Origin of the sequence: Nocardia puris, assembly GCF_036051655.1 — a bacterium.
GTDB lineage: Bacteria > Actinomycetota > Actinomycetes > Mycobacteriales > Mycobacteriaceae > Nocardia > Nocardia puris.
Genome location: NZ_CP107943.1, coordinates 7,032,539 through 7,054,020, shown reverse-complemented (window position 1 = coordinate 7,054,020; position 21,482 = coordinate 7,032,539). Strand labels below are relative to the sequence as shown.

19 protein-coding genes and 1 pseudogene are annotated in these 21,482 nt (G+C 71.5%); 18 read left to right on the top strand and 2 right to left on the bottom strand.

Annotated features, from left to right (window positions below):
• The first annotated feature begins 49 nt into the window (after window positions 1-49).
• From OHB21_RS32730 to OHB21_RS32685, 10 genes are all read left to right on the top strand, one after another.
• Window positions 50-547 (top strand): PH-like domain-containing protein, encoded by a 498-nt coding sequence (locus tag OHB21_RS32730; protein WP_067509628.1) that lies wholly within the window; start codon window positions 50-52, stop codon window positions 545-547.
• On the top strand, window positions 544-1,656 hold the full coding sequence (gene carA / locus OHB21_RS32725; protein ID WP_067509626.1) for a glutamine-hydrolyzing carbamoyl-phosphate synthase small subunit: 1,113 nt from the start codon (window positions 544-546) through the stop codon (window positions 1,654-1,656). The genes OHB21_RS32730 and carA overlap by 4 nt, the downstream gene beginning before the upstream one ends.
• A complete protein-coding gene (gene carB / locus OHB21_RS32720; RefSeq protein ID WP_067509624.1) occupies window positions 1,656-4,988 on the top strand; it encodes a carbamoyl-phosphate synthase large subunit in 3,333 nt (1,110 codons plus the stop codon). Before carA ends, carB begins: the two co-directional genes overlap by 1 nt.
• A complete protein-coding gene (gene pyrF, locus OHB21_RS32715; protein ID WP_067509622.1) occupies window positions 4,985-5,809 on the top strand; it encodes an orotidine-5'-phosphate decarboxylase in 825 nt (274 codons plus the stop codon). The genes carB and pyrF overlap by 4 nt, the downstream gene beginning before the upstream one ends.
• Before the next feature lie 611 nt (window positions 5,810-6,420).
• Window positions 6,421-6,741 (top strand): integration host factor, actinobacterial type, encoded by a 321-nt coding sequence (gene mihF / locus OHB21_RS32710; RefSeq protein ID WP_011210150.1) that lies wholly within the window; start codon window positions 6,421-6,423, stop codon window positions 6,739-6,741.
• 8 nt (window positions 6,742-6,749) lie between these two features.
• On the top strand, window positions 6,750-7,331 hold the full coding sequence (gmk, locus tag OHB21_RS32705) for a guanylate kinase (RefSeq protein ID WP_067509620.1): 582 nt from the start codon (window positions 6,750-6,752) through the stop codon (window positions 7,329-7,331).
• A gap of 102 nt (window positions 7,332-7,433) precedes the next feature.
• Window positions 7,434-7,709: a DNA-directed RNA polymerase subunit omega gene (gene rpoZ, locus OHB21_RS32700; protein WP_067509618.1), complete on the top strand. Its 276-nt coding sequence runs from the start codon at window positions 7,434-7,436 to the stop codon at window positions 7,707-7,709.
• Between the two features lie 81 nt (window positions 7,710-7,790).
• Entirely contained in the window at window positions 7,791-9,020 is a 1,230-nt protein-coding gene (coaBC, locus tag OHB21_RS32695; RefSeq protein ID WP_328436202.1) for a bifunctional phosphopantothenoylcysteine decarboxylase/phosphopantothenate--cysteine ligase CoaBC, read from the top strand.
• Between the two features lie 235 nt (window positions 9,021-9,255).
• On the top strand, window positions 9,256-10,467 hold the full coding sequence (gene metK / locus OHB21_RS32690) for a methionine adenosyltransferase (protein ID WP_067509613.1): 1,212 nt from the start codon (window positions 9,256-9,258) through the stop codon (window positions 10,465-10,467).
• Window positions 10,468-10,534: 67 nt separating this feature from the next.
• Complete coding sequence (locus OHB21_RS32685) at window positions 10,535-13,045, top strand: primosomal protein N' (protein WP_324191866.1); 2,511 nt, start codon at window positions 10,535-10,537, stop codon at window positions 13,043-13,045.
• Between the two features lie 390 nt (window positions 13,046-13,435).
• Here the strand turns inward: OHB21_RS32685 and OHB21_RS32680 are convergent, their stop codons facing one another.
• A complete protein-coding gene (locus OHB21_RS32680; RefSeq protein WP_067509611.1) occupies window positions 13,436-13,633 on the bottom strand; it encodes a hypothetical protein in 198 nt (65 codons plus the stop codon).
• Window positions 13,634-13,672: 39 nt separating this feature from the next.
• Between OHB21_RS32680 and OHB21_RS32675 the strand changes: the two genes are divergently transcribed.
• The 8 genes and pseudogenes from OHB21_RS32675 to OHB21_RS32640 all read left to right on the top strand — a co-directional run bounded on the left by OHB21_RS32675 (window position 13,673) and on the right by OHB21_RS32640 (window position 20,837).
• Window positions 13,673-13,789 carry a TetR family transcriptional regulator gene (locus tag OHB21_RS32675; RefSeq protein ID WP_228788479.1) on the top strand — a complete coding sequence of 39 codons (117 nt, stop codon included), beginning with the start codon at window positions 13,673-13,675 and terminating at the stop codon, window positions 13,787-13,789.
• A 39-nt stretch (window positions 13,790-13,828) separates the two neighbouring features.
• Window positions 13,829-14,209 (top strand): TetR family transcriptional regulator C-terminal domain-containing protein, encoded by a 381-nt coding sequence (locus OHB21_RS32670; protein ID WP_084537700.1) that lies wholly within the window; start codon window positions 13,829-13,831, stop codon window positions 14,207-14,209.
• 155 nt (window positions 14,210-14,364) lie between these two features.
• Entirely contained in the window at window positions 14,365-15,036 is a 672-nt protein-coding gene (locus OHB21_RS32665) for a PadR family transcriptional regulator (protein ID WP_067509609.1), read from the top strand.
• A 104-nt stretch (window positions 15,037-15,140) separates the two neighbouring features.
• On the top strand, window positions 15,141-16,139 hold the full coding sequence (locus OHB21_RS32660) for an esterase/lipase family protein (RefSeq protein ID WP_067509685.1): 999 nt from the start codon (window positions 15,141-15,143) through the stop codon (window positions 16,137-16,139).
• Window positions 16,140-16,222: 83 nt separating this feature from the next.
• Complete coding sequence (gene def, locus OHB21_RS32655) at window positions 16,223-16,780, top strand: peptide deformylase (RefSeq protein ID WP_067509607.1); 558 nt, start codon at window positions 16,223-16,225, stop codon at window positions 16,778-16,780.
• Window positions 16,780-17,703, top strand: coding sequence for a methionyl-tRNA formyltransferase (gene fmt, locus OHB21_RS32650; protein WP_195124475.1), 924 nt, complete (start codon window positions 16,780-16,782; stop codon window positions 17,701-17,703). The genes def and fmt overlap by 1 nt, the downstream gene beginning before the upstream one ends.
• Before the next feature lie 766 nt (window positions 17,704-18,469).
• Window positions 18,470-19,894 (top strand): annotated as a pseudogene (locus OHB21_RS32645) (RsmB/NOP family class I SAM-dependent RNA methyltransferase); the annotation flags it as partial.
• A gap of 103 nt (window positions 19,895-19,997) precedes the next feature.
• Window positions 19,998-20,837 carry a DUF4253 domain-containing protein gene (locus tag OHB21_RS32640; RefSeq protein ID WP_195124474.1) on the top strand — a complete coding sequence of 280 codons (840 nt, stop codon included), beginning with the start codon at window positions 19,998-20,000 and terminating at the stop codon, window positions 20,835-20,837.
• 24 nt (window positions 20,838-20,861) lie between these two features.
• Here OHB21_RS32640 and OHB21_RS32635 read toward each other — a convergent pair whose 3' ends face one another.
• Window positions 20,862-21,452 (bottom strand): TetR/AcrR family transcriptional regulator, encoded by a 591-nt coding sequence (locus OHB21_RS32635; protein ID WP_198161748.1) that lies wholly within the window; start codon window positions 21,450-21,452, stop codon window positions 20,862-20,864.
• Window positions 21,453-21,482: the final 30 nt, after the last annotated feature.

Genomic DNA, 21,482 nt, shown 5'->3' with positions numbered 1-21,482 from the left:
CGCTCGGCTGCCCCTGGTGCGGGTCCCGCAGGACACAGGAGGTCCGTAAGTGGAAAGAACGCTGTGGGTGATCGGGGCGCTCGCGCTGTTCGCGCTGGGTGTCTGGCTGATGTACCGGGGCTGGCGCAACCGCGCGGCGCGGCAGGCCGAGCGGATCGGGGAACTGCCCGCGGTGCCCGCCGAGCTGGGCGCCCAGGTGCTCGAGCCGACGACCGGGCTGTATCTCGGGAGCACGATCGCGCCGAGCTGGCAGGACCGGATCGCGGTCGGCGACCTCGGCTTCCGGGCCACGGCGGAACTCACGCGGTTCGAGCGGGGGATCCTGCTCGAGCGCAGCGGCGCCACGGTGATCTGGATTCCGCAGGAATCGATCACGGCCGTGCGGACCGAACGGGGCCACGCGGGCAAGGTGATGACGGAAGATGGTGTGCTGGTAATTCGCTGGAAGCTGCCGACCGGAACCGAGATCGATACCGGTTTCCGAGGTGACGACAAGACGGTGTACCCGGCGTGGGCCAGGACGATGACGGGAGATGAAACGAAATGAGCGAGGCGGCTGCGCTGGTGCTCGAAGACGGCCGGGTGTTCCGCGGCACGGCGTACGGCGCCGTCGGCGAAACGCTCGGTGAGGCGGTGTTCTGCACCGCGATGACCGGGTATCAGGAGACCCTGACCGACCCCAGCTACCACCGCCAGATCGTGGTGGCGGCGGCGCCGCAGATCGGCAACACCGGCTGGAACGACGAGGACGACGAGTCGGCCAAGATCTGGGTCGCCGGCTACGTGGTGCGCGACCCCGCGCGCCGCGCCTCCAACTGGCGCGCCACCACCACCCTGCCCGACGCGCTGGAGCGCCAGCACATCGTCGGCATCGCGGGCGTGGACACCCGCGCGCTGGTGCGCCACCTGCGCACCCGCGGGTCCATGAAGGCGGGCATCTTCTCCGGTGCGGCACTGGCCGACGCCGAGGAGTTGCTGGCCCGGGTCACCGGTCAGCCCTCGATGCTGGGCGCCGACCTGGCCGAACAGGTGAGCACCGATTCGCTCTACACCATCGAGCCCACGGGCGAGCACCGGTTCACCGTGGTCGCGGTGGATCTCGGCATCAAGACCAACACCCCGCGCATGTTCGCCGAGCGCGGCATGCGGGTGCACGTGGTGCCCTCCACCGTCACCCTGGACCAGGTTCTGGAGCTGAACCCCGACGGCGTGTTCCTCTCCAACGGCCCCGGCGACCCGGCCACCCAGAACGGCGCGGTCGCGCTCACCCAGGGCGTGCTGGAGAAGGGGCTGCCGCTGTTCGGCATCTGCTTCGGCAACCAGATCCTGGGCCGGGCGTTCGGGCGCTCCACCTACAAGATGAAGTTCGGCCACCGCGGCATCAACATCCCGGTCGTCGAACACGAGACCGGGCGCGTCGCGATCACCGCCCAGAACCACGGTTTCGCCCTGGAGGGTGAGGCGGGGGAGCAGTTCGACACCCCCTTCGGCAAGGCCGAGGTGAGCCACGTCTGCGCCAACGACGGCACCGTCGAGGGCGTGCGCCTGGTGAACGGCCGCGCGTTCTCCGTCCAGTACCACCCGGAGGCCGCCGCCGGACCCCACGACGCCGCGTACCTGTTCGACCGTTTCGCCGGTCTCATGGAAGGAGCCTGATGCCTCGCCGCGAGGATCTGAAGCACATCCTGGTGATCGGCTCGGGCCCGATCGTCATCGGCCAGGCGTGCGAATTCGACTATTCCGGCACCCAGGCGTGCCGGGTGCTGCGGTCCGAGGGCCTGCGCGTGTCGCTGGTCAACTCGAACCCGGCGACCATCATGACCGACCCCGAGTTCGCCGACTCCACCTACGTGGAGCCGATCACCCCGGAGTTCGTCGAGAAGGTCATCGCCAAGGAACGTCCCGACGCCATCCTGGCCACCCTCGGCGGGCAGACCGCGCTGAACACCGCGGTCGCCCTGCACGAGCGCGGCGTGCTGGAGAAGTACGACGTGGAGCTGATCGGCGCCGACTTCGATGCCATCCAGCGCGGTGAGGACCGGCAGAAGTTCAAGGACATCGTCGCCAAGGTCGGCGGCGAGAGCGCCCGCTCGCGGGTCTGCTTCACCATGGACGAGGTCCGCGACACGGTCGCCGAGCTCGGCTTCCCCGTGGTCGTGCGGCCGTCGTTCACGATGGGCGGCCTCGGCTCCGGCATGGCCTACAACGACGAGGATCTCGATCGCATCGCCGGCGGCGGCCTGGCCGCCTCGCCCACCGCGAACGTCCTCATCGAGGAGTCGATCCTCGGCTGGAAGGAATACGAGCTCGAGCTCATGCGCGACGGCCGCGACAACGTCGTGGTGGTCTGCTCGATCGAGAACGTGGACCCGATGGGCGTGCACACCGGCGACTCCATGACGGTCGCGCCCGCCATGACGCTCACCGACCGCGAGTACCAGAAGCTGCGCGATCTGGGCATCGCGATCCTGCGCGAGGTCGGCGTCGACACCGGCGGCTGCAATATCCAGTTCGCGGTGAACCCGCGCGACGGTCGCCTGATCGTCATCGAGATGAACCCGCGCGTGTCGCGGTCCTCGGCGCTGGCGTCGAAGGCCACCGGTTTCCCGATCGCCAAGATCGCGGCCAAGCTGGCCATCGGCTACACCCTCGACGAGATCGTCAACGACATCACCAAGGAGACGCCCGCCTGTTTCGAGCCGACGCTCGACTACGTCGTGGTCAAGGCTCCGCGCTTCGCGTTCGAGAAGTTCCCCGGCGCCGACCCCACGCTGACCACCACCATGAAGTCGGTGGGCGAGGCGATGTCGCTGGGCCGCAACTTCTCCGAGGCCCTCGGCAAGGTGCTGCGTTCGCTGGAGACCAAGTCGACCGGTTTCTGGACCACCGAGGACGGGCCCTGGGCGCCGGTCGACGGTGATGTGCGCGGCGCGATCGAGCGCATCCTCGAGGACCTGCGCACCCCCACCGAGGGACGCATCTACCAGGTGGAACGGGCGCTGCGCTTCGGCGCGAGCATCGAGGAGGTGGCCGAGGCCTCCGGCGTCGATCCGTGGTTCGTGGCCGAGGTCGCCGGACTGGTCGAGCTGCGCCGGGAGATCTTGGACGCGCCCGTGCTGGACGAGCCGCTGCTGCGCCGCGCCAAGCACTACGGCCTGTCCGACCGTCAGCTCGCCGCGCTGCGGCCCGAGCTGGCCGGCGAGTCGGGGGTGCGCGCGCTGCGCCACCGGCTCGGCATCCGCCCGGTGTTCAAGACCGTCGACACCTGCGCCGCCGAATTCGAGGCCAAGACGCCCTACCACTACTCGGCCTACGAGCTGGACCCGGCCGCCGAGTCGGAGGTGGCGCCGCAGCGCGAGCGCGCGAAGGTGATCATCCTCGGCTCCGGCCCGAACCGCATCGGCCAGGGCATCGAGTTCGACTACTCGTGCGTGCACGCGGCGCAGACGCTGTCGCAGGCCGGGTACGAGACGGTGATGGTCAACTGCAACCCGGAAACCGTCTCCACCGACTACGACACCGCCGACCGCCTCTACTTCGAGCCGCTCACCTTCGAGGACGTGCTCGAGGTGTATCACGCCGAAACCGAGTCGGGCACCGTCGCGGGCGTCATCGTGCAGCTGGGCGGGCAGACGCCGCTGGGCCTGGCCAAGCGGCTCACCGACGCGGGCGTGCCCGTCGTCGGCACCAGCGCCGCCGCCATCGACCTGGCCGAGGACCGCGGCGAATTCGGCGATGTGCTGGTGGCCGCGGGGCTGCCCGCGCCGAAGTACGGCACCGCCACCACCGTCGAGCAGGCCAAGAAGATCGCGGCGGGCATCGGCTACCCGGTGCTGGTGCGCCCGTCCTACGTGCTCGGCGGGCGCGGCATGGAGATCGTCTACGACGAGAAGTCCCTGGAGGGCTACATCTCCCGCGCCACCGAACTCAACCCCGAGCACCCGGTGCTGGTGGACCGGTTCCTGGAGGACGCGATCGAGATCGACGTCGACGCGCTGTGCGACGGCGAAGAGGTCTACCTCGGCGGCGTGATGGAACACATCGAGGAGGCCGGTATCCACTCCGGCGACTCGGCCTGCGCGCTGCCCCCGATCACGCTGGGCCGCAGCGATATCGAGGCCGTGCGGCGCTCCACCATCGCGCTGGCCAAGGGCATCGGCGTCAAGGGCCTGCTCAACGTGCAGTACGCGCTCAAGGACGACGTGCTCTACGTGCTCGAGGCCAATCCCCGTGCGAGCCGGACGGTTCCGTTCGTGTCCAAGGCCACGGCGGTGCCGCTGGCGAAGGCCTGCGCGCGGGTCATGCTGGGCGCCACCATCGCCGAGCTGCGCAAGGAGGGCATGCTCCCGGCCGAGGGCGACGGCGGGCACGTGCCGCTGGACGCGCCGGTCGCGGTGAAAGAGGCCGTGCTGCCCTTCCACCGGTTCCGTCGCGCCGACGGCAGCGGTGTGGATTCGCTGCTCTCGCCGGAGATGAAGTCCACCGGCGAGGTGATGGGCATCGACGCCGATTTCGGCACCGCGTTCGCCAAGAGCCAGTCCGCGGCCTACGGTTCGCTGCCCACCGAGGGCACCGTGTTCGTCTCGATCGCCAACCGCGACAAGCGCGCCATGGTGTTCCCGGTCAAGCGCCTGCACGACCTGGGCTTCCGCATCCTGGCCACCGAGGGCACCGCGGAGATGTTGCGCCGCAACGGCATTCCGTGCGAGCGGGTGCGCAAGCACTCCGAGGACGGTCCCGCCGACGAGCCCACCATCGTGGAGCAGATCCGCGACGGCGAGGTCGACATGGTGTTCAACACCCCGTACGGCAATTCGGGCCCGCGCGTGGACGGCTACGAGATCCGCACCGCCGCGGTGGGTGTGAACATCCCGTGCATCACCACGGTGCAGGGCGCGGCCGCGGCCGTGCAGGGCATCGAGGCCAGCATCAACGGCGGCATCGGCGTGCGCTCTTTGCAGGAACTGCACTCCTCCCTCCGCGGATGAAGACGTTCGGGGCGCGGCTGCGGCACGCGATGCACCATTTCGGGCCGGTGTGCGTGGGCATCGATCCGCATCCGGGCCTGCTGGAGGCGTGGGGCCTGCCGCGCGACGCCGAGGGCGTCGAGCAGTTCGCCGAGATCTGCGTGGAGGCCTTCGACGGCACCGTGGCGCTGGTGAAGCCGCAGGTCGCGTTCTTCGAGACCTACGGGTCGGCCGGAATCGCGGTGCTGGAGCGCACCATCGAGGTGCTGCGCGCCTCGGGCACGCTGGTGCTGGCCGACGCCAAACGCGGCGACATCGGCTCCACGATGGACGCGTACGCGCACAGCTGGCTCGGTGACGGCCCGCTGGGCTCGGACGCGGTGACGGTGTCGCCGTACCTCGGATTCGGTTCGCTCGCACCGGCTCTGGAGCTGGCGCACGCCAACCACCGCGGCGTGTTCGTGCTCGCGGCCACCTCGAATCCCGAAGGGGCGCAGGTGCAGCGGGCCGCGACCGCCGACGGGCGCACCGTCGCGCAGGCGATGGTGGACGAGGCCGCGGCGCACAACGTGGGCGCGCACCTCGGGTCGGTGGGTGTGGTGATCGGCGCCACCCTCACCGAGGGCCCCGACCTCGCCGCGCTGAACGGGCCGATCCTGCTGCCCGGCGTCGGCGCGCAGGGCGGGGGACCGGCGTCGGTGCGCGCGCTGCTGCCCGAGTCCGCGTACCACGCGGCCGTGCCGAACGTCTCGCGCGAGGTGCTGGCCGAGGGGCCGTCGGTCTCCGCGCTGCGCGCCAAGGTGAGCGCACTCCAGGAGGATTTCGCCTTCCTGCGTCACTGAAACGATTCGCGATCGTCCCTCTGCACGCGACCGCTCGAGGTTCGCCCGCCGTGGCGGTGCCCGAAGCCACCGGTGGACGCGGTCCTGCCGCCCGTGCGCGCGACCGACGCATCCGAACATGGGTTCGGGTGCGCGCGCCCGCAGACGGGCGTACAGCGGCTCCGCGCGCCCGACGACGCGCGCGTGCCGACCACACCGCCAGCCCCCGGCGCACCCGCGCCGGGGGCTCGTCGTCGTGCCGGGGAACGGGCACAGATGTTCGATCCGACACGCGGGCAGATGCGGCGACACGCGGGAAATTTCCAGAAAGTTCCTGGTCGGACGCTCGCGGGGTTGCCAGGCGATCGCGAGCCGCCACCGCAACTATCCGGCTAACGCCGATTCGGCCGGAAAACCCGCTGGTAGCAGCGCGTTTACCGAATTCGGCGGTACCATCACCGGCAGGGGCGCCGCGCGCCGCGCATCCGGGCGCGCCCGCCCTTACGGCATCGGCGAATCATGCGCTGACCTGGGGGGTGGGTTCGCAATCGGCGGGCGTCGTGGGTACGGTCGCTGAGACCACCGGGTTTACCGGCGGTGATTGATGCAATGAACGATGAGACGGAGGAACCGTGGCCCTTCCCCAGCTGACTGACGAGCAGCGCGCCGCTGCTTTGGAGAAGGCGGCTGCCGCTCGCCGCGCTCGGGCGGAGCTCAAGGAGCGCTTGAAGCGTGGCGGCACCGACCTGAAGAGCGTCCTCGCCGATGCCGAGACCGATGAGATCCTCGGCAAGATGAAGGTTTCGGCGCTGCTGGAGGCCCTGCCCAAGGTCGGCAAGGTCAAGGCGGCCGAGATCATGAGCGAGCTGGAGATCGCCCCCACCCGCCGCCTGCGCGGACTCGGCGATCGGCAGCGCAAGGCGCTGCTGGCCCGGTTCGACTTCGACGCCTGACGACGAGGGTGGTCGAACACACGCGGAAGGGTCGGCTGGTAGTACTGGTCGGCCCCTCGGCCGTGGGCAAGTCCACGGTCGTTCGATGTGTGCGGGAACGCCTGCCGGAACTGGTCTTCAGCGTGTCGGCGACCACCAGGGCCCCCCGGCCCGGCGAGGTCGACGGCCGCGACTACCGGTTCGTCACCCGTGAGCAGTTCGACGCCATGATCGCGGCGGACGAACTGCTCGAATGGGCCGACATCCACGGCGGCCTGCAGCGTTCGGGCACCCCCGCCGCACCGGTGCGTGCGGCGATGGCCGCGGGCAAGCCCGTGCTGGTCGAGGTCGACCTCGAGGGCGCGCGGTCCGTGCGCCGGGCCATCCCGGAGGCCCTCCTGGTCTTCCTGGCCCCGCCCAGCTGGGATGAGCTGGTCACCCGGCTCCGGTCCCGCGGCACCGAATCCCCCGAGGTCATCGAGCGCAGGCTCGCGACCGCGCGGGTCGAATTGGCGGCCTGTGACGAGTTCGACATCGTCATCGTGAACGACGAGGTGACCAGCGCCTGCGAGCAGTTGGTATCGTTGTTCGTTAGCACAAATTCGAGGTAGCCGCCGTATCGTGGAGGCCCGGCCCGCAGGCCGGGGCTCCGCTCGCGCCGCGGCGGCCCCGATCCGCCGATCCTTCCACGACAACCCGCAGGAGCCTCACCAGTGAGCGACACCCAGACCGCGCCCGCGTACGACACCCCGATCGGCCTCACCAACCCGCCGATCGACGAGCTGCTCGAGCGCACGTCGTCCAAGTACGCGCTGGTCATCTACGCGGCCAAGCGGGCGCGCCAGATCAACGACTACTACAACCAGCTCGGCGACGGCATCCTCGAGTACGTCGGCCCGCTGGTCGAGCCGGGCCTGCAGGAGAAGCCGCTGTCGGTGGCCATGCGCGAGATCCACTCCGATCTGCTCGAGCACTCCGAAGGCGAATAACGCCGCACGGCGTGCCCGTCGCGTGAAGCCGCACCCCAGAACTCCCCCCGTGCGCGGGGACCAGCCCCACACGGAGGCGCAGTGACCACTCGCATCGTCGTCGGCGTGGGCGGCGGGATCGCCGCCTACAAGGCCTGCGCTCTCGTGCGGCGTTTCACCGAGACCGGGCACCACGTCCGGGTCATCCCGACGGCCTCGGCGCTGGAGTTCGTCGGCAAGGCCACCTTCGAGGCGCTGTCCGGCAATCCCGTGCACACCGACGTCTTCACCGATGTGCCGGAGGTGCCGCACGTGCGGCTGGGGCAGGAAGCCGATCTGGTGGTCATCGCCCCGGCCACCGCCGACCTGATGGCCCGCACCGCGCAGGGCCGCGCCGACGACCTGCTCACCGCCACCCTGCTGACGGCGCGATGTCCCGTACTGTTCGCGCCCGCGATGCACACCGAGATGTGGGAGCACCCCGCCACCGTCGCGAACGTCGAGACGCTGCGCGCGCACGGCGCGACCGTCATGGAACCCGCGCACGGCCGCCTCACCGGCACCGACACCGGCCCCGGCCGGCTGCCCGAGCCCGAGGAGATCTTCGGTCTGGCCTCGCTGCTGCTCGAACGCGCCGACGCCATCCCGCGCGATCTCGAGGGCCGCCGCCTGGTGATCACGGCGGGCGGCACGCGGGAACCGCTGGATCCGGTGCGCTTCCTCGGCAATCGCAGCTCCGGCAAGCAGGGGTACGCGCTGGCCAGGGTCGCCGCCCAGCGCGGCGCGCAGGTCACGCTGATCGCGGGCAACACCATCGAGATGGCCGCGCCCGCCGCCGTCGACCTGGTGCACATCACCACCGCCGAACAGCTCGAGACCGCCGTCGAGAAGCACGCCGTCGGCGCCGACGCGGTGATCATGGCCGCGGCCGTCGCCGATTTCCGGCCCTCCACCATGGCCGCCACCAAGATCAAGAAGGGCGCCGGTGAGCCCGACTCCATCGCGCTCACCAAGAACCCCGACATCCTGGCCGGGTTGGTGCAGGCGCGACGCGACGGGCAGCTCACCGGCACCGCGATCGTCGGTTTCGCCGCCGAGACCGGGGACGAGCACGGCGACGTGCTCACCCACGCCCGCGCCAAACTGGCCCGCAAGGGCTGCGATCTGCTGGTCGTGAACGCGGTCGGCGAGGGCAAGGCGTTCGAGGTGGACACCAACGACGGCTGGCTGCTCGGCGCCGACGGCACCGAACAGGCCCTCGACCACGGGTCGAAGGCCCTGCTGGCCAGCCGGGTGCTCGACGCGCTCGGCCCGCTGCTGCGCGACCGGTAGCGTGCCCGCCCGGTGAATTGCGTTGCGACGCCGGATCATCGGCGCGTCCGACACGATGCGCCGAACCGCGCCACCGCGGCCATCCGCCGGGATAGGCTGGGCGGCGGGGAGCAGCGGCCGCGCCGCGTCCAGCGTTTGGAATAGTCTGAGATGAAGGGTTGCGCGACCGCGACATGGCGTTACTGTCGCTGTGGCCATCCGATACGAGAAACCCGTTGAGGGAGAGGGAACAACTGTGCGCACGACTGGCAGCCGCCTATTCACCAGTGAGTCCGTGACCGAGGGTCATCCGGACAAGATCTGTGACGCCATCAGCGATTCCATCCTCGACGCGTTGCTGACGGAGGACCCGCGCAGCCGGGTCGCGGTGGAGACCCTGGTCACCACCGGACAGGTGCACGTCGCCGGTGAGGTGACCACCTCCGCCTACGCCGACATCCCGCGCATCGTCCGCGAGAAGGTGCTCGAGATCGGATACGACTCGTCCGCAAAGGGTTTCGACGGCAACTCCTGCGGTGTGAACATCGCGATCGGCGCCCAGTCGCCCGATATCGCCCAGGGCGTGGACACCTCGCACGAGGCGCGCGTCGGCGGCGAGGACGACGAGATCGCCAAGCAGGGCGCGGGCGACCAGGGCCTGATGTTCGGCTACGCCACCACCGACACCCCCGAGCTCATGCCGCTGCCGATCGCGCTGGCGCACCGCCTCTCGCGCCGCCTCACCGAGGTGCGCAAGACCGGCGTGCTGCCCTACCTGCGCCCGGACGGCAAGACCCAGGTCACCATCGAATACGAGGGCGACCGCCCGGTGCGGCTGGACACGGTGGTCGTCTCCACCCAGCACGCCGCCGATATCGACCTGGACAACCTGCTGGCCCCCGACATCCGCGAGAAGGTCGTGGAGGCCGTGGTCGGCGAGCTGAACCTGCCCACGCTGGACACCTCCGACATCCGCCTGCTGGTCAACCCCACCGGCAAGTTCGTGCTCGGCGGCCCGATGGGCGACGCGGGCCTCACCGGCCGCAAGATCATCGTCGACACCTACGGCGGCATGGCCCGCCACGGCGGCGGCGCCTTCTCCGGCAAGGACCCGTCGAAGGTGGACCGCTCCGCCGCCTACGCCATGCGCTGGGTCGCCAAGAACGTGGTCGCGGCCGGCCTGTCGGACCGCGTCGAGGTGCAGGTCGCCTACGCCATCGGCAAGGCGGCCCCGGTCGGCCTGTTCGTGGAGACCTTCGGCACCGAGAAGGTGGACCCGGCCCGCATCTCCTCGGCCATCACCGAGGTGTTCGACCTGCGTCCCGGCGCGATCATCCGCGACCTGGACCTGTTGCGTCCCATCTACGCGCCGACCGCCGCGTACGGCCACTTCGGCCGCACCGACATCGACCTGCCGTGGGAGCGCACCGACCGCGCCGAGAAGTTGCGCGCGGCCGCCGGACTGTAGTCCGGCCGGGGCGGGAGTGAGCCGACCCGGGGCGGATACTCCCGCCACCGCCACGGAAGATGGGTCCGTGGCCTCGAGCGAGACGACGACAGCGGAGCGCCCGGTAGCCCGGGTGCTCCCCTTGTTGACGCCGGCCCACCTCGACCGCGACTTCGACTACCTCGTGCCCCCGGCGTTGGACGAGATCGCCCAGCCCGGTGTGCGCGTGCGCGTGCGGTTCTCGGGGCGGTTGGTCGACGGGTACCTGCTGGCGCGGCTCGAACGCAGCGACCACAGCGGGAAACTGGCCGAACTGGATCGGGTGGTGTCGGCCGAACGGGTGCTCACCCCCGAGGTGCTGGATCTCGTCACGGCCGTGGCCGCCCGGTACGCGGGCACCCGCGCTGATGTTCTTCGCCTGGCGATCCCACCCCGTCACGCGCGGACGGAGAACGGGGGGAAGAAGGGTGGTGAAACAACAACGGCGGCAGGGGGTTCCGATTCCGCTGCTGGGGATGGTGATCCAGCGGTTCTCGCGGACAACCGTGTCGAACGGGTCGAGCCCCTCGGCGTGGATGTGACCGGTGGCGGGTCGTTCGACGCATCTGGTGGCCAGGTGCCGGAGTTCGAGTCCGCGACGCCCGGCGGGGGTGAGTCCAGTGGAGGCGCGATCGAGGCGGAGACCGGTACGCCGCCCTCTGGCAGCCGAACGGCCCCGGCCGGTTCCCCGAGTTCGACCGGTCGGGACCAGGCAGTGGCGGTGGGCGACCCCGAATCTGCGGACGGAGTCATCGGCCGCGGTGCGAGTGACGGCCAGGTGGACGCGTCGCGTCGGAGTGATCAGGCCGCCGGGGACGAGACCGAGTCCGGGGGAAGCGAGGCCGAAGCGAGCGAGCCGCGCCGGTCGGCGTCCGGCTCGGCCGATGACGTAAACGACGAGGGCGCAGGCGATTCCAGCTCGGGAGGGGAGGCCGGGTCCTCGGGTGAGACCGATCTCCCATTCGATCCGGCGCCCTGGGAGCGATACGTGCACGGGAGTGCGTTCCTCTCGGCCCTGCGGCAGGGGAAGGGGGTGCGGGCGGCGTGGCAGGCATTGCCCGGGGAGGATTGGGCGCGGCGGTTGGCGGAGCTGGCGGCGACGGTGGTCGCGGCCGGGCGCAGCGCGATCCTGATGGTGCCCGATCAGCGCGATCTCGACCGCGTGCTGGCGGAATGCACTCGGCTGGTGGGGGATTCGGCCGTCGGTCTGGCCGCCGGGTTGGGGCCCGCCGCCCGGTACCGGCGCTGGCTCGCGGTGCTGCGGGGGACGGCGCGGGTGGTGGTCGGCACCCGCAGCGCGGTGTTCGCGCCCGCCCACGATCTGGGCCTGCTCGTCCTCTGGGACGACGGCGACGACACCTACGCCGAACCCCGCGCCCCCTACCCGCACGCGCGGGAGGTCGCCATGCTGCGCGCCCACGAGACCGGCGCCGCGTTCGTGGCGGCCGGATTCGCCCGCACCGCCGAGATCCAGGCGGTGGTCGACTCGGGCTGGGCGCACGACCTCGTCGCCGACCGTGCGGTGCTGCGCGCGGCGGCCCCCCGCATCAGCGCGCCCGGCGACAGCGACCACGCGCTGGCGCGCGATCCGGTCGCGCGGGCGGTGCGCATCCCGGGCGTCGCCTTCGAAGCGGCTCGTGCGGCGCTGAAAGAGGGCGCGTCCGTGCTGGTTCAGGTGCCGCGTCGCGGTTACGTCCCAGCGCTGGCCTGCGCGAAATGCCGCACGCCCGCGCGCTGCCGCCGCTGCAACGGGCCGCTGGCACTACCCGTCGAACGCCCCGGCGACAACGAGGCGCACAGCCCGAGCTGCCGGTGGTGCGGCATCACCGAACCCGCGTTCCGGTGCGCGACGTGCGGGTCCCGCGCGCTGCGCGCCGTCGTGATCGGCGCGGCGCGCACCGCCGAGGAACTGGGCCGCGCGTTTCCCGGCGTGCCGATCCGCGGGTCCGGTGGGGGAGCGGTCCTCGATTCGGTGGAGCCCGGCCCGCAGGTGGTGGTGGCGACCGTCGGGGCGGAACCGATCGTGCGCGGCGGCTACGGCGTGGCGCTGCTGCTGGACGGGTGGGCGCTGCTCGGCCGTGCCGACTTGCGCGCGAGCGAGGACGCGCTGCGCCGCTGGATGGCCGCCGCCGCCCTGGTCCGCGCGCACGGCCGCGTCATCGTGATGGCCGAACCGTCCTTGCCGACGGTGCAGGCGCTGGTCCGCTGGGATCCGATCGGCCACGCCCGCGCCGAAGTGGAGGCGCGCGCCGAAGTCGGCTTCCCGCCCGCGGTCCGCATGGCCGCCGTCGACGGGGCCTCCGACGCGATCACCGAATTGCTGGCCGCCGCAAAGCTTCCCGATACCGCCCAAGTGCTCGGCCCGGTCCCACTTCCCCCGGGCGCCCGCAAACCGTTCGCCGGCGATTCACCCGCCGAGGTCGAACGCATGATCCTGCGCGTCCCCCGCCGCGACGGCCAAGCCCTCGCCCGCTCCCTCACCGCCGCGCAAGCCGTGCGCAGCACCCACCGCACCGACGCCCCCCTCCGCGTCCAGATCGACCCGGTCGACATCGGCTGAGCGGGAAAACGACCCGCGCCACGGCAGCCGCAGCGGGCGCGACCGCCGCAGCCGCCGCGGATGCGAGCGGGCCGACAGCCGGCGACGACCGATCGGCTCGCTGTGCTTGCGCAGCCAGCCGGGCATGGGCGGACCACTGGCCTGCTGCACCAGGCCGACATCGCCCGACGTCCGACAGCCTTCCTGCCCCAGCGGGTGCTCGACTTCCCACCCGATAGCGGCTCGCTGCCGACGGTCGCCCAGTTCACGTCGGCGGCGGGGGAATCCGGAACACCGGCGCTACCGACGAGGCTGCTTCGGTACCGCACTCGGTGGTTCGAATCCGGACGAATCCCATTGCGCGGGTACCGATATCGGGTCATGGCATGCCAGCACAGCACCGGCCGGCCCTCAGCCGAAGGCGGCGATGTGCGCGTGCGCCCACTCCTCGAAGGGCCGCGCGGCCCGTCCGAGGACGTTCGCGATGTCCGGGCTGACCCGGCGTTCGTCCTCGGTCGGCGCCCCGAGGATGTCGAGGGTGGTCTCGGCGACGGGTTCCGGCATGACCGCGAGCAACTGCGCTTTCGCCTCCGCGCGCGTCTGCTCCACGAAGCGGATCGGTTCGCCGAGAGCGGCGGCCAGCGCCGAGTGGGAACGGCTCGCCGACGCCGCGGTCCGCGTTTCTACGAGCGGGGCGTGGAGAAGACCTCGATCGCCGACATCGCCAAGGTGGCCGACGTGCCCGTCGGCAACGTCTACTACTAGTTCAAGACCAAGGATCAGCTGATCGAGGCCGCGATCGGCGTGCACGCGCGCGGGCTGGGCGAACTCCTCGCCTCGCTCGACGCGCTGCCGACGCCCCGCGAACGGTTGATCGCGCTCGTCGAGGGCTGGGTGGGGGAGCGCGAGATGGCGGCCCGCCACGGCTGCCCGTTCGGTTCGCTCACCGCCGAACTGCACAAGCGCGACGACCCCCTCGACGGCCGCGCGGCCGAGGTGATGGGGGTGCTGATCGACTGGGCGCAGCGGCAGTTCGCCGTGCCCGGCCGCGCCGACGCGCGCGAACTCGCGGTCGCGCTCATCGCGGCCTATCAGGGAATCGCCATGCTCACCAACACTTTTCGCGATCCGGAACTGATGGTCGCGGAGGGGCGCCGACTGGTCGGGTGGATCGAGGCGATGTAGCGAACCGGCAGCGGGCGCGTCCGGGCATCGAACGATGCGCGGACGCGCCCTTCGTGTTTCCGGGGCGGGAATGTGACGGGGACTGCTTGCGTTGGATGCATTGTCGATATATCGTCGATAACAACTAAGAACATCCAAGCCCGAGGAGGCTCATCATGGAGAACAAGGAACACAGGCATCGCGAGTTCGCGCGGCGCGGCGGCCGCTGGGGTGGTTTCGACCCCGAGCACGGTCCCGTGCGGGGCCAGGAACACCGCCGCGGCGGGCGGCACGGATTCGGCCCCGAGTTCGGGCCGGGGTTCGGCCCCGGTTTCGGTCCGGGATTCGGCGGACCGCCCTTCGGCCGCGGCCGTGGCCGCGGCGGCCGCGGCAGGCGCGGTGACGTGCGCGCCGCCGTCCTGCTGCTACTCACCGAACGCCCGATGCACGGCTACGAACTCATCCAGCAGATCCGCGAGCGCAGCGACGACATCTGGCGCCCCAGCCCCGGCTCGATCTACCCGGCGCTCGCGCAGCTCGAGGACGAGGGACTGGTGCTCATCGAGAAGGTCGCCGGCCGCAAGACGGCGAAGCTCACCGACACGGGCACCGCCTACGTCGAGGAACACCGCGAAGAACTCGGTGACCCGTGGGCCCAGGTCAAGGAGGACGTCGGCACGCAGGCCATCGACCTGCGCGAACTGGCCGGCCAGCTGATGGGCGCCGTCGCCCAGGTGGCCGCGGTCGGCACCCCCGAGCAGGCGGCCAAGGCGGCCGAGGTGCTCACCGACGCGCGGCGCGCGCTGTACCGGATCCTCGCCGAGGACGACTCCGCCACCCAAAAGTAACCATCACGAAACCCTCCGGGGGAGTGCGCATTTGAGCCATCTCAGGCCATGATTGTGAGATGGAACAGCCATCTGGTGCGTGGGGTTGGGGAATTTCACGAATGCTGCGGCTCGTCGCGGCATTCGCGCTGGTCGCGGGAGTCGTGGTCGGTTCGCTCGCCGGCGGTGGGGGTCCCGCCGGCGCGGAGCCCGCAGAGGTCGCCGAAGCGGAGCCGATCCGTCCGCCCGCCGTGCCGACCCACACGGCGCCGCCGCAGCCCGACCATCTCGCCGCCGCACAGTATCTGAAGACCCACCGCGACGCGGCCCCGGTGGGCACCAACGATTTCGGCTGCCGCCCGAGCGCGGCGCACCCCCGGCCCGTCGTGCTCGCGCACGGCACCGATTCGACCGCCTACTCCGACTGGTCGGCGATCGGCCCGCAACTCGCGGCGGCCGGGTTCTGCGTCTTCGCGCTCAACTACGGCGGCGCGCCCGGCGCCGACACCTACGGCACCGAGGACCTGCGCGACAGCGCCCGCCAGATCGGCTGGTTCGTCGATCGAGTGCTGGCCGAGACCGGCGCAGAACAGGTGGACCTCGTCGGATTCTCGCAGGGCGCGAACGTGACCCGGCTCTACGTCAACAAGATGGGCGGCGCCCCGAAGGTGGGCACCTGGGTCGGCCTGGCCTCGCCCAGCTACGGCGGGGTCATGTACGGGCTGGTGCCCGTCGCGCAGGCGATCCCGGGCGCGCTCGAGGTCTTCGCCCGCGTCACCTCGCTCGCGGCGGTGCAGCAGGCGCAGGGGTCGCCGATCATGACCGAGCTCAACGCGGGCGGCGACACCGTGCCCGGCGTGCGCTACGTGACGATCGGCAGTCGGGTGGACGAGATGATCCAGCCGTTCGCCAATATTCCGTTGCGCGGGCCGGGTGCGGAGAACCTCACCGTGCAGGACCTGTGCCCCGGAAACCTGACCGGCCACTTCCACATGGTGTACGACCCGTTCGTGCAGCAACTGCTGCGGCAGGTGCTCGATCCCGAGCACGCGCCCGCGCCGGTGTGCGCGGCGGTGCCGCTCGGGACCGGTATTCCGCAGGTGATCATCGCGGGCAATTCCTGAGGGGTCGCGCGCGGTGCGGGGGTGACCGGGGTCGCTCACTAGAATGAGTCGACCGTGATTCCGTTCGCCCCCGGGGAGCCGCCGTGACCATTCAGCCAGTTCGCCTGTTCGGCGATCCGATTCTGCGCGCCCGCGCCGCGGAGGTCACCGAATTCGATCGTGAGCTGCGCCAGCTGGTCGCCGACCTCGTCGACACCATGCACGACGACGGCGGGGTCGGGATGGCCGCCCCGCAGATCGGTGTGGGGTTGCGGGTGTTCGTCTACGACACCGGTGACGCGGCCGGGCACCTGGTGAACCCGGTCTACACCGTGGTGGGCGACGAGGAACAGGTCGGGACCGAGGGGTGCCTGTCCATCCCCGGCGTGCACTACGACACGCGCCGGGCGCTGCGGGTGCGCGCCTCGGGCGTCGACATGCACGGCGCGCCCGTGGAATTCGCGGCCGAAGGGCTGCTCGCGCGCTGCGTGCAGCACGAGACCGACCACCTCGACGGGGTGCTGTTCATCGACCGGCTCGACCCGGCGTCGCGCAAGGAGGCGATGCGCACCATCCGCACCTCGGACTGGTTCACCGCGGGCATCACGGTGCGCGAATCGCGCGGCTCGGGCCAGCCGGGGCCGTTCGGGCGGAGCCGCTGATGCGCCTCGTCTTCGCGGGTACGCCCGAACCGGCCGTGCCGTCGCTGCGCGCGCTGATCGAGTCGGCGCGCCACGAGGTGGTCGCGGTCGTCACCCGTCCCGACGCCGTCGCGGGGCGCGGGCGCAAGGTGAGCCGGTCGCCGGTGGCACTGCTCGCCGACGAGCACGGCATCCCGGTGCTCACGCCGCGCAAACCGTCCGAACCCGAATTCCTCGCGCAGCTGGCCGATTTCGCGCCGGACTGCTGTCCTGTCGTCGCCTACGGCGCGCTGCTGCCGCGCGCGGCGCTCGACGTGCCGCGCCACGGGTGGGTCAACCTGCACTTCTCGCTGCTGCCCGCCTGGCGCGGTGCGGCGCCGGTGCAGGCGGCGATCGACGCGGGGGACGAGATCACGGGCGCGTCCACGTTTCTCATCGAGGAAGGGCTCGATACCGGGCCGGTGTTCGGGGTGGTCACCGAGCGGATATCGGTCGCCGACACCGCGGGTGAACTGCTGGCGCGGCTCGCCGAAACCGGTGCGCGCCTGCTGGCGTCGACCATGGACGGCATCGAAGACGGTGTGCTGCAAGCGGTTCCGCAGCCCACCGACGGTGTCTCCTACGCGCACAAGGTGACCGCCGAGGACGCGCACATCCGCTGGGATCAGCCCGCGCTCGCCATCAGCAGGCGCGTGCGCGCCGTCACCCCCGCGCCCGGCGCGTGGACCGAGGTCGACGGCACCCGCCTCAAGATCGGGCCGGTGGAGATGGTCGAGGAATCGCTGCCCGAACGCGCCATCGAGGTGCGCAAGACCGGCGTGTACGTCGGTACCGCGACCACCGCGGTGCGCCTGAATCAGGTGCAGCCGCAGGGGAAGCGGATGATGGCCGCGCTCGATTGGGCCCGCGGCGCCCGGCTCGCGCCGGGCGCGGTGGTCGGATGAGTGCGGGATGCTGTCGTGGCGCCGGACGCTCCGTCCGGCGTTCCTGGTCGCGACCGGGTGCGTCGCGGCGAAGTGCGGTGGGGGTTGTGAGCGTTGCGTCGACGGTGCGCCGAGGGGCGCGCGGACGCCGAATGGTTGGTGAGGTGCGGGTATGAGCGAGCGGGACGTCGACGGCGGATGGGCCAAGCGGGCCGCTCGCGAGAGCGAATCGCGGAAGGATCGGGGCAAGCCGGGTGGGAAATCCGGCGGGGAAGATGCTGGGGCACAACGGAAGAAGCCGCAGGGTGAGCGGTGGGGGTCGCGCGGGAGTCGCGACTCCGATGCGGGGCGGTTCGGTGGGCGTGGTGCGCAGCGAACCGGTGGACAAGGGGACGCACGGTCGGCCGGGTGGTCGAGTGGGCGTGGTGACGAGCGGTTCGGCGGTCGTGACGAGGGACGATCCGGCGGTCGGGACGACGCACGGTCGAGCGGACGTGGTGCGGCATGGTCCGGTGGGCGTGACGCGGGACGGTCCGGCTGGGAGTCGGATTCGCGCCGATCGGGCGACTCCCGTTCCCGGAGTGGGGGATTCGGAGACGGCCGGCCCGGTCGGCGGGAAGGTGGCCGGTCGGGGAGTGGAACCGATTCTCGCGGGGGGAAGTTCGGTGGAGGCTCCAGTGCGCGGAGTGATCGCGGTGAGTCCGCACGCACTGGTTCGGCACGCGGTCGGAGCGGGGCGGAGTCCGCGGATCGCCGCTCCGGTGACGCCGAGTCGTTCCGCGGCGGGAAGTCCGCCCGAGGAAACGATCGTTCATCCGGTCCGAAACGTGGTGCGGCTGAAGGTGATCGGGGTTCCGGTCGGCGCGGTGCCGACCGAGTCGATCCGCCGCGTGAGGCGGCGCTCGAAGTCCTGCGCGCCGTCCGCGAGCGCGACGCGTACGCCAACCTCGTGCTGCCCGCACTTCTGCGCGAGCGCCGCATCGACGGACGCGACGCCGCGCTCGCCACGGAACTCACCTACGGCGCGTGCCGCACCCAGGGGCTGCTGGACGCGGTGATCGCCGAATGCGCGGGCAGGCCGGTCGCCGAGATCGACGGCCCGCTGCTCGACATCCTGCGCCTGGGCGGCTACCAGCTGCTGCGCACCCGGATCGGCGCGCACGCGGCCGTGGACACCTCCGTCGAACTCGCCAGGGCCGAATTCGGCCAGGGCCGTTCGGGATTCGTGAACGCCGTGCTGCGCCGGGCGGGCGAGCGCACCGCCGAGGAGTGGGTCGAGGCGCTGGCGCCTGCCGATCCGGTGGGTCGGCTCGCGTTCGAGTACGCGCACCCCACCTGGATCGCCCAGGCCTTCGCCGACGCGCTCGGCGCGCACGCGGGCGAACTGCGCGACCTGCTCGCCGCCGACGACGAACGCCCGATCGTGCACCTGGTCGCGCGGCCCGGCGAAATCACCGCCGAAGAACTGGCCCTGGTCACCGGCGGCGAAGAAGGGCGCTGGTCGCCCTACGCGGTGTACCTGGAGGGCGGCGATCCCGGCAAGCTCGAGCCCGTGCGCGAGGGCATGGCGGCCGTGCAGGACGAGGGCAGTCAGCTGGTCGCGCTGAGCCTCAGCCGCGCCGAACTCGTCGGCCCCGACGGCGGCCGCTGGCTCGATCTGTGCGCGGGCCCCGGCGGCAAGGCCGCGCTGCTCGGCGCGCTCGCCGCCATCGACCGCTTCCACGTGGACGCGGTGGAACCGGCCGAGCACCGCGCCGAACTGGTCCGCAAGGCCACCCGCGACCTGCCGGTCGAGGTGCACGTGGTCGACGGCCGCACGAGCGGGCTCACCCCCGGCTACGACCGCGTGCTGGTCGACGCGCCGTGCACCGGACTCGGCGCGCTGCGCCGCCGCCCCGAATCGCGCTGGCGCCGCACTCCCGCCGACGTCCGTGAGCTCGTCGCCCTGCAACGCGAATTGCTTGCTGCCGCATGGGATCTGGTGCGTCCGGGCGGTGTCGTCGTCTACTCCACGTGCTCCCCGCACCTGGCCGAGACCGTCGCCGTCGTCGCCGACCACGTCCGCCGCACCGGCGCCGTCGAACTCGACACCCGCCCCCTCCTACCGGGCGTCACCGATATCGGCGACGGCCCCGGCGCCCAACTGTGGCCGCACCGCCACGGCACCGACGCCATGTTCATGGCGGCCTTGCGCAAACCGGTCGAGGGGTAGACGTGCCGCGTCGGGTCGGCGGCGCCGCAACGGACACCTCCCTGTCGGACCGCACCGGTACGCTCCGTGCGTCATCGACGGACCGAACGAGGGAATACCAACCGTGGGAGTGGAATTCGAGGTTCCGGCCATCGCGCCCGACCGGATCGGGGCGTGGGAGCCGGTGGAGCCTTGGGTGGGGGAGGACCCGGCGGTCCTCGTCGCCGATGTCGAAAGTGCCGCCGGCACGGTGCGTTTCGCGCCGCAGCCGGATCTGGATCTGGATGGTACGCGGGTGTGGGTCACGCCGGTCGAGCCCGGATATCGGGCCGCCGACCTGTGGACGACGTTCCGGCAGCGGTACGCGAGCACCGGATTGTGGCCGGTCCTGACCAATTCCTACACCTGGAGTACCTGCGCGCTCGCCGGCCCACCCGCGCTCGCCGACGTGGACGCGCAGCGCTGGCTCGCCGCCGAACTCGACGCCCGGCACGCCGAGGCCGAGGCCGAGGAAGACGATGACGACCCGATCCCGCGCGACGACCGCGTCACCTTCTCCGCGGACGACCTGACCCCCGACCGCCACCTCGGATTCGACTGGTCCGACGTGTGGAGCATCGTCGGCGACGAGCTCGACCAGCTCGCCCTCGTCCCGGTCCGCTACCCCTGGGACGTGCCCGGCCGCCTGGCCTGGGACGGCGCCTGCAATCACGACATCGACGCGGGCGCGCACGCCGCCGTCCTGCGCCGCTGGACGTTCCACTGGGACACCGAACTCGTCGCCCTCGAGCTCGGCACCATGTGGTTGCGCACCGGCCGCGCGATCACCACCCGCGACGAGGCCCTCACCGCCGCCCTGGAAGCCTTCGCCTACTGCTCCGACAGCGTCTACCAGGACCACGACACCCTCGACGCCCTCGCCCACCGCCTCCTCCAGCCGGTCTGGCGCCTCTGGTGGGACTGAGCACCAGGGGCTCGATGAAGCCTGCTATTTCAATCCGAGCGCACTGCTGAGATAGTTTGTCCACCAGTCGATTTGGGCGTCGGATGTGGTCTCGTCGGAGAGCCCCGCGCTGCGGCGGAACACCGAGCCGTAGACAGGATCGGTGGCGATGGCCTGGTGCAGGGCGGCGACCGCCAGCCGCGTGTCCTCGACGGTCGCCCCGGGGTCGGCGCGGCGCGCGTGGATCGCCGCCACGATCGGGTCGAGCATCCCCGCGCCCTCGTCGCGCCATCCGGCGGCGTGCAGCGCGACGGCCAACTCGCCGTAGCCCTGCCGGTAGAAGGCGGCCAGCGTCTCGACCAGTTCGCCGAGGTCGGTCGCTCGGCCGAGCCAGGAGTCCAGTACCGCGGCCACGCCGGCGCGGAGCTTGCGGCCGCCGTGGCGCAGCAAGGCTTCGAGGAGGCGGTCGCGACCGCCGAAGTGATGGTTCACCCCCGCGTCGGTCATACCGGCTCGGGCCGCGACGGCCCGGACCTGGACGGCGGCCACGCCGCCCTCGATCAGCAGTCGTTCGGCGGTGTCGAGAATGAGACGCCGTGCGTCTTCCGGCGTGCGCCGCACTCGCGAAGTGGTCACGCGGCGCACTCTACCTTGACCACTCAAAGT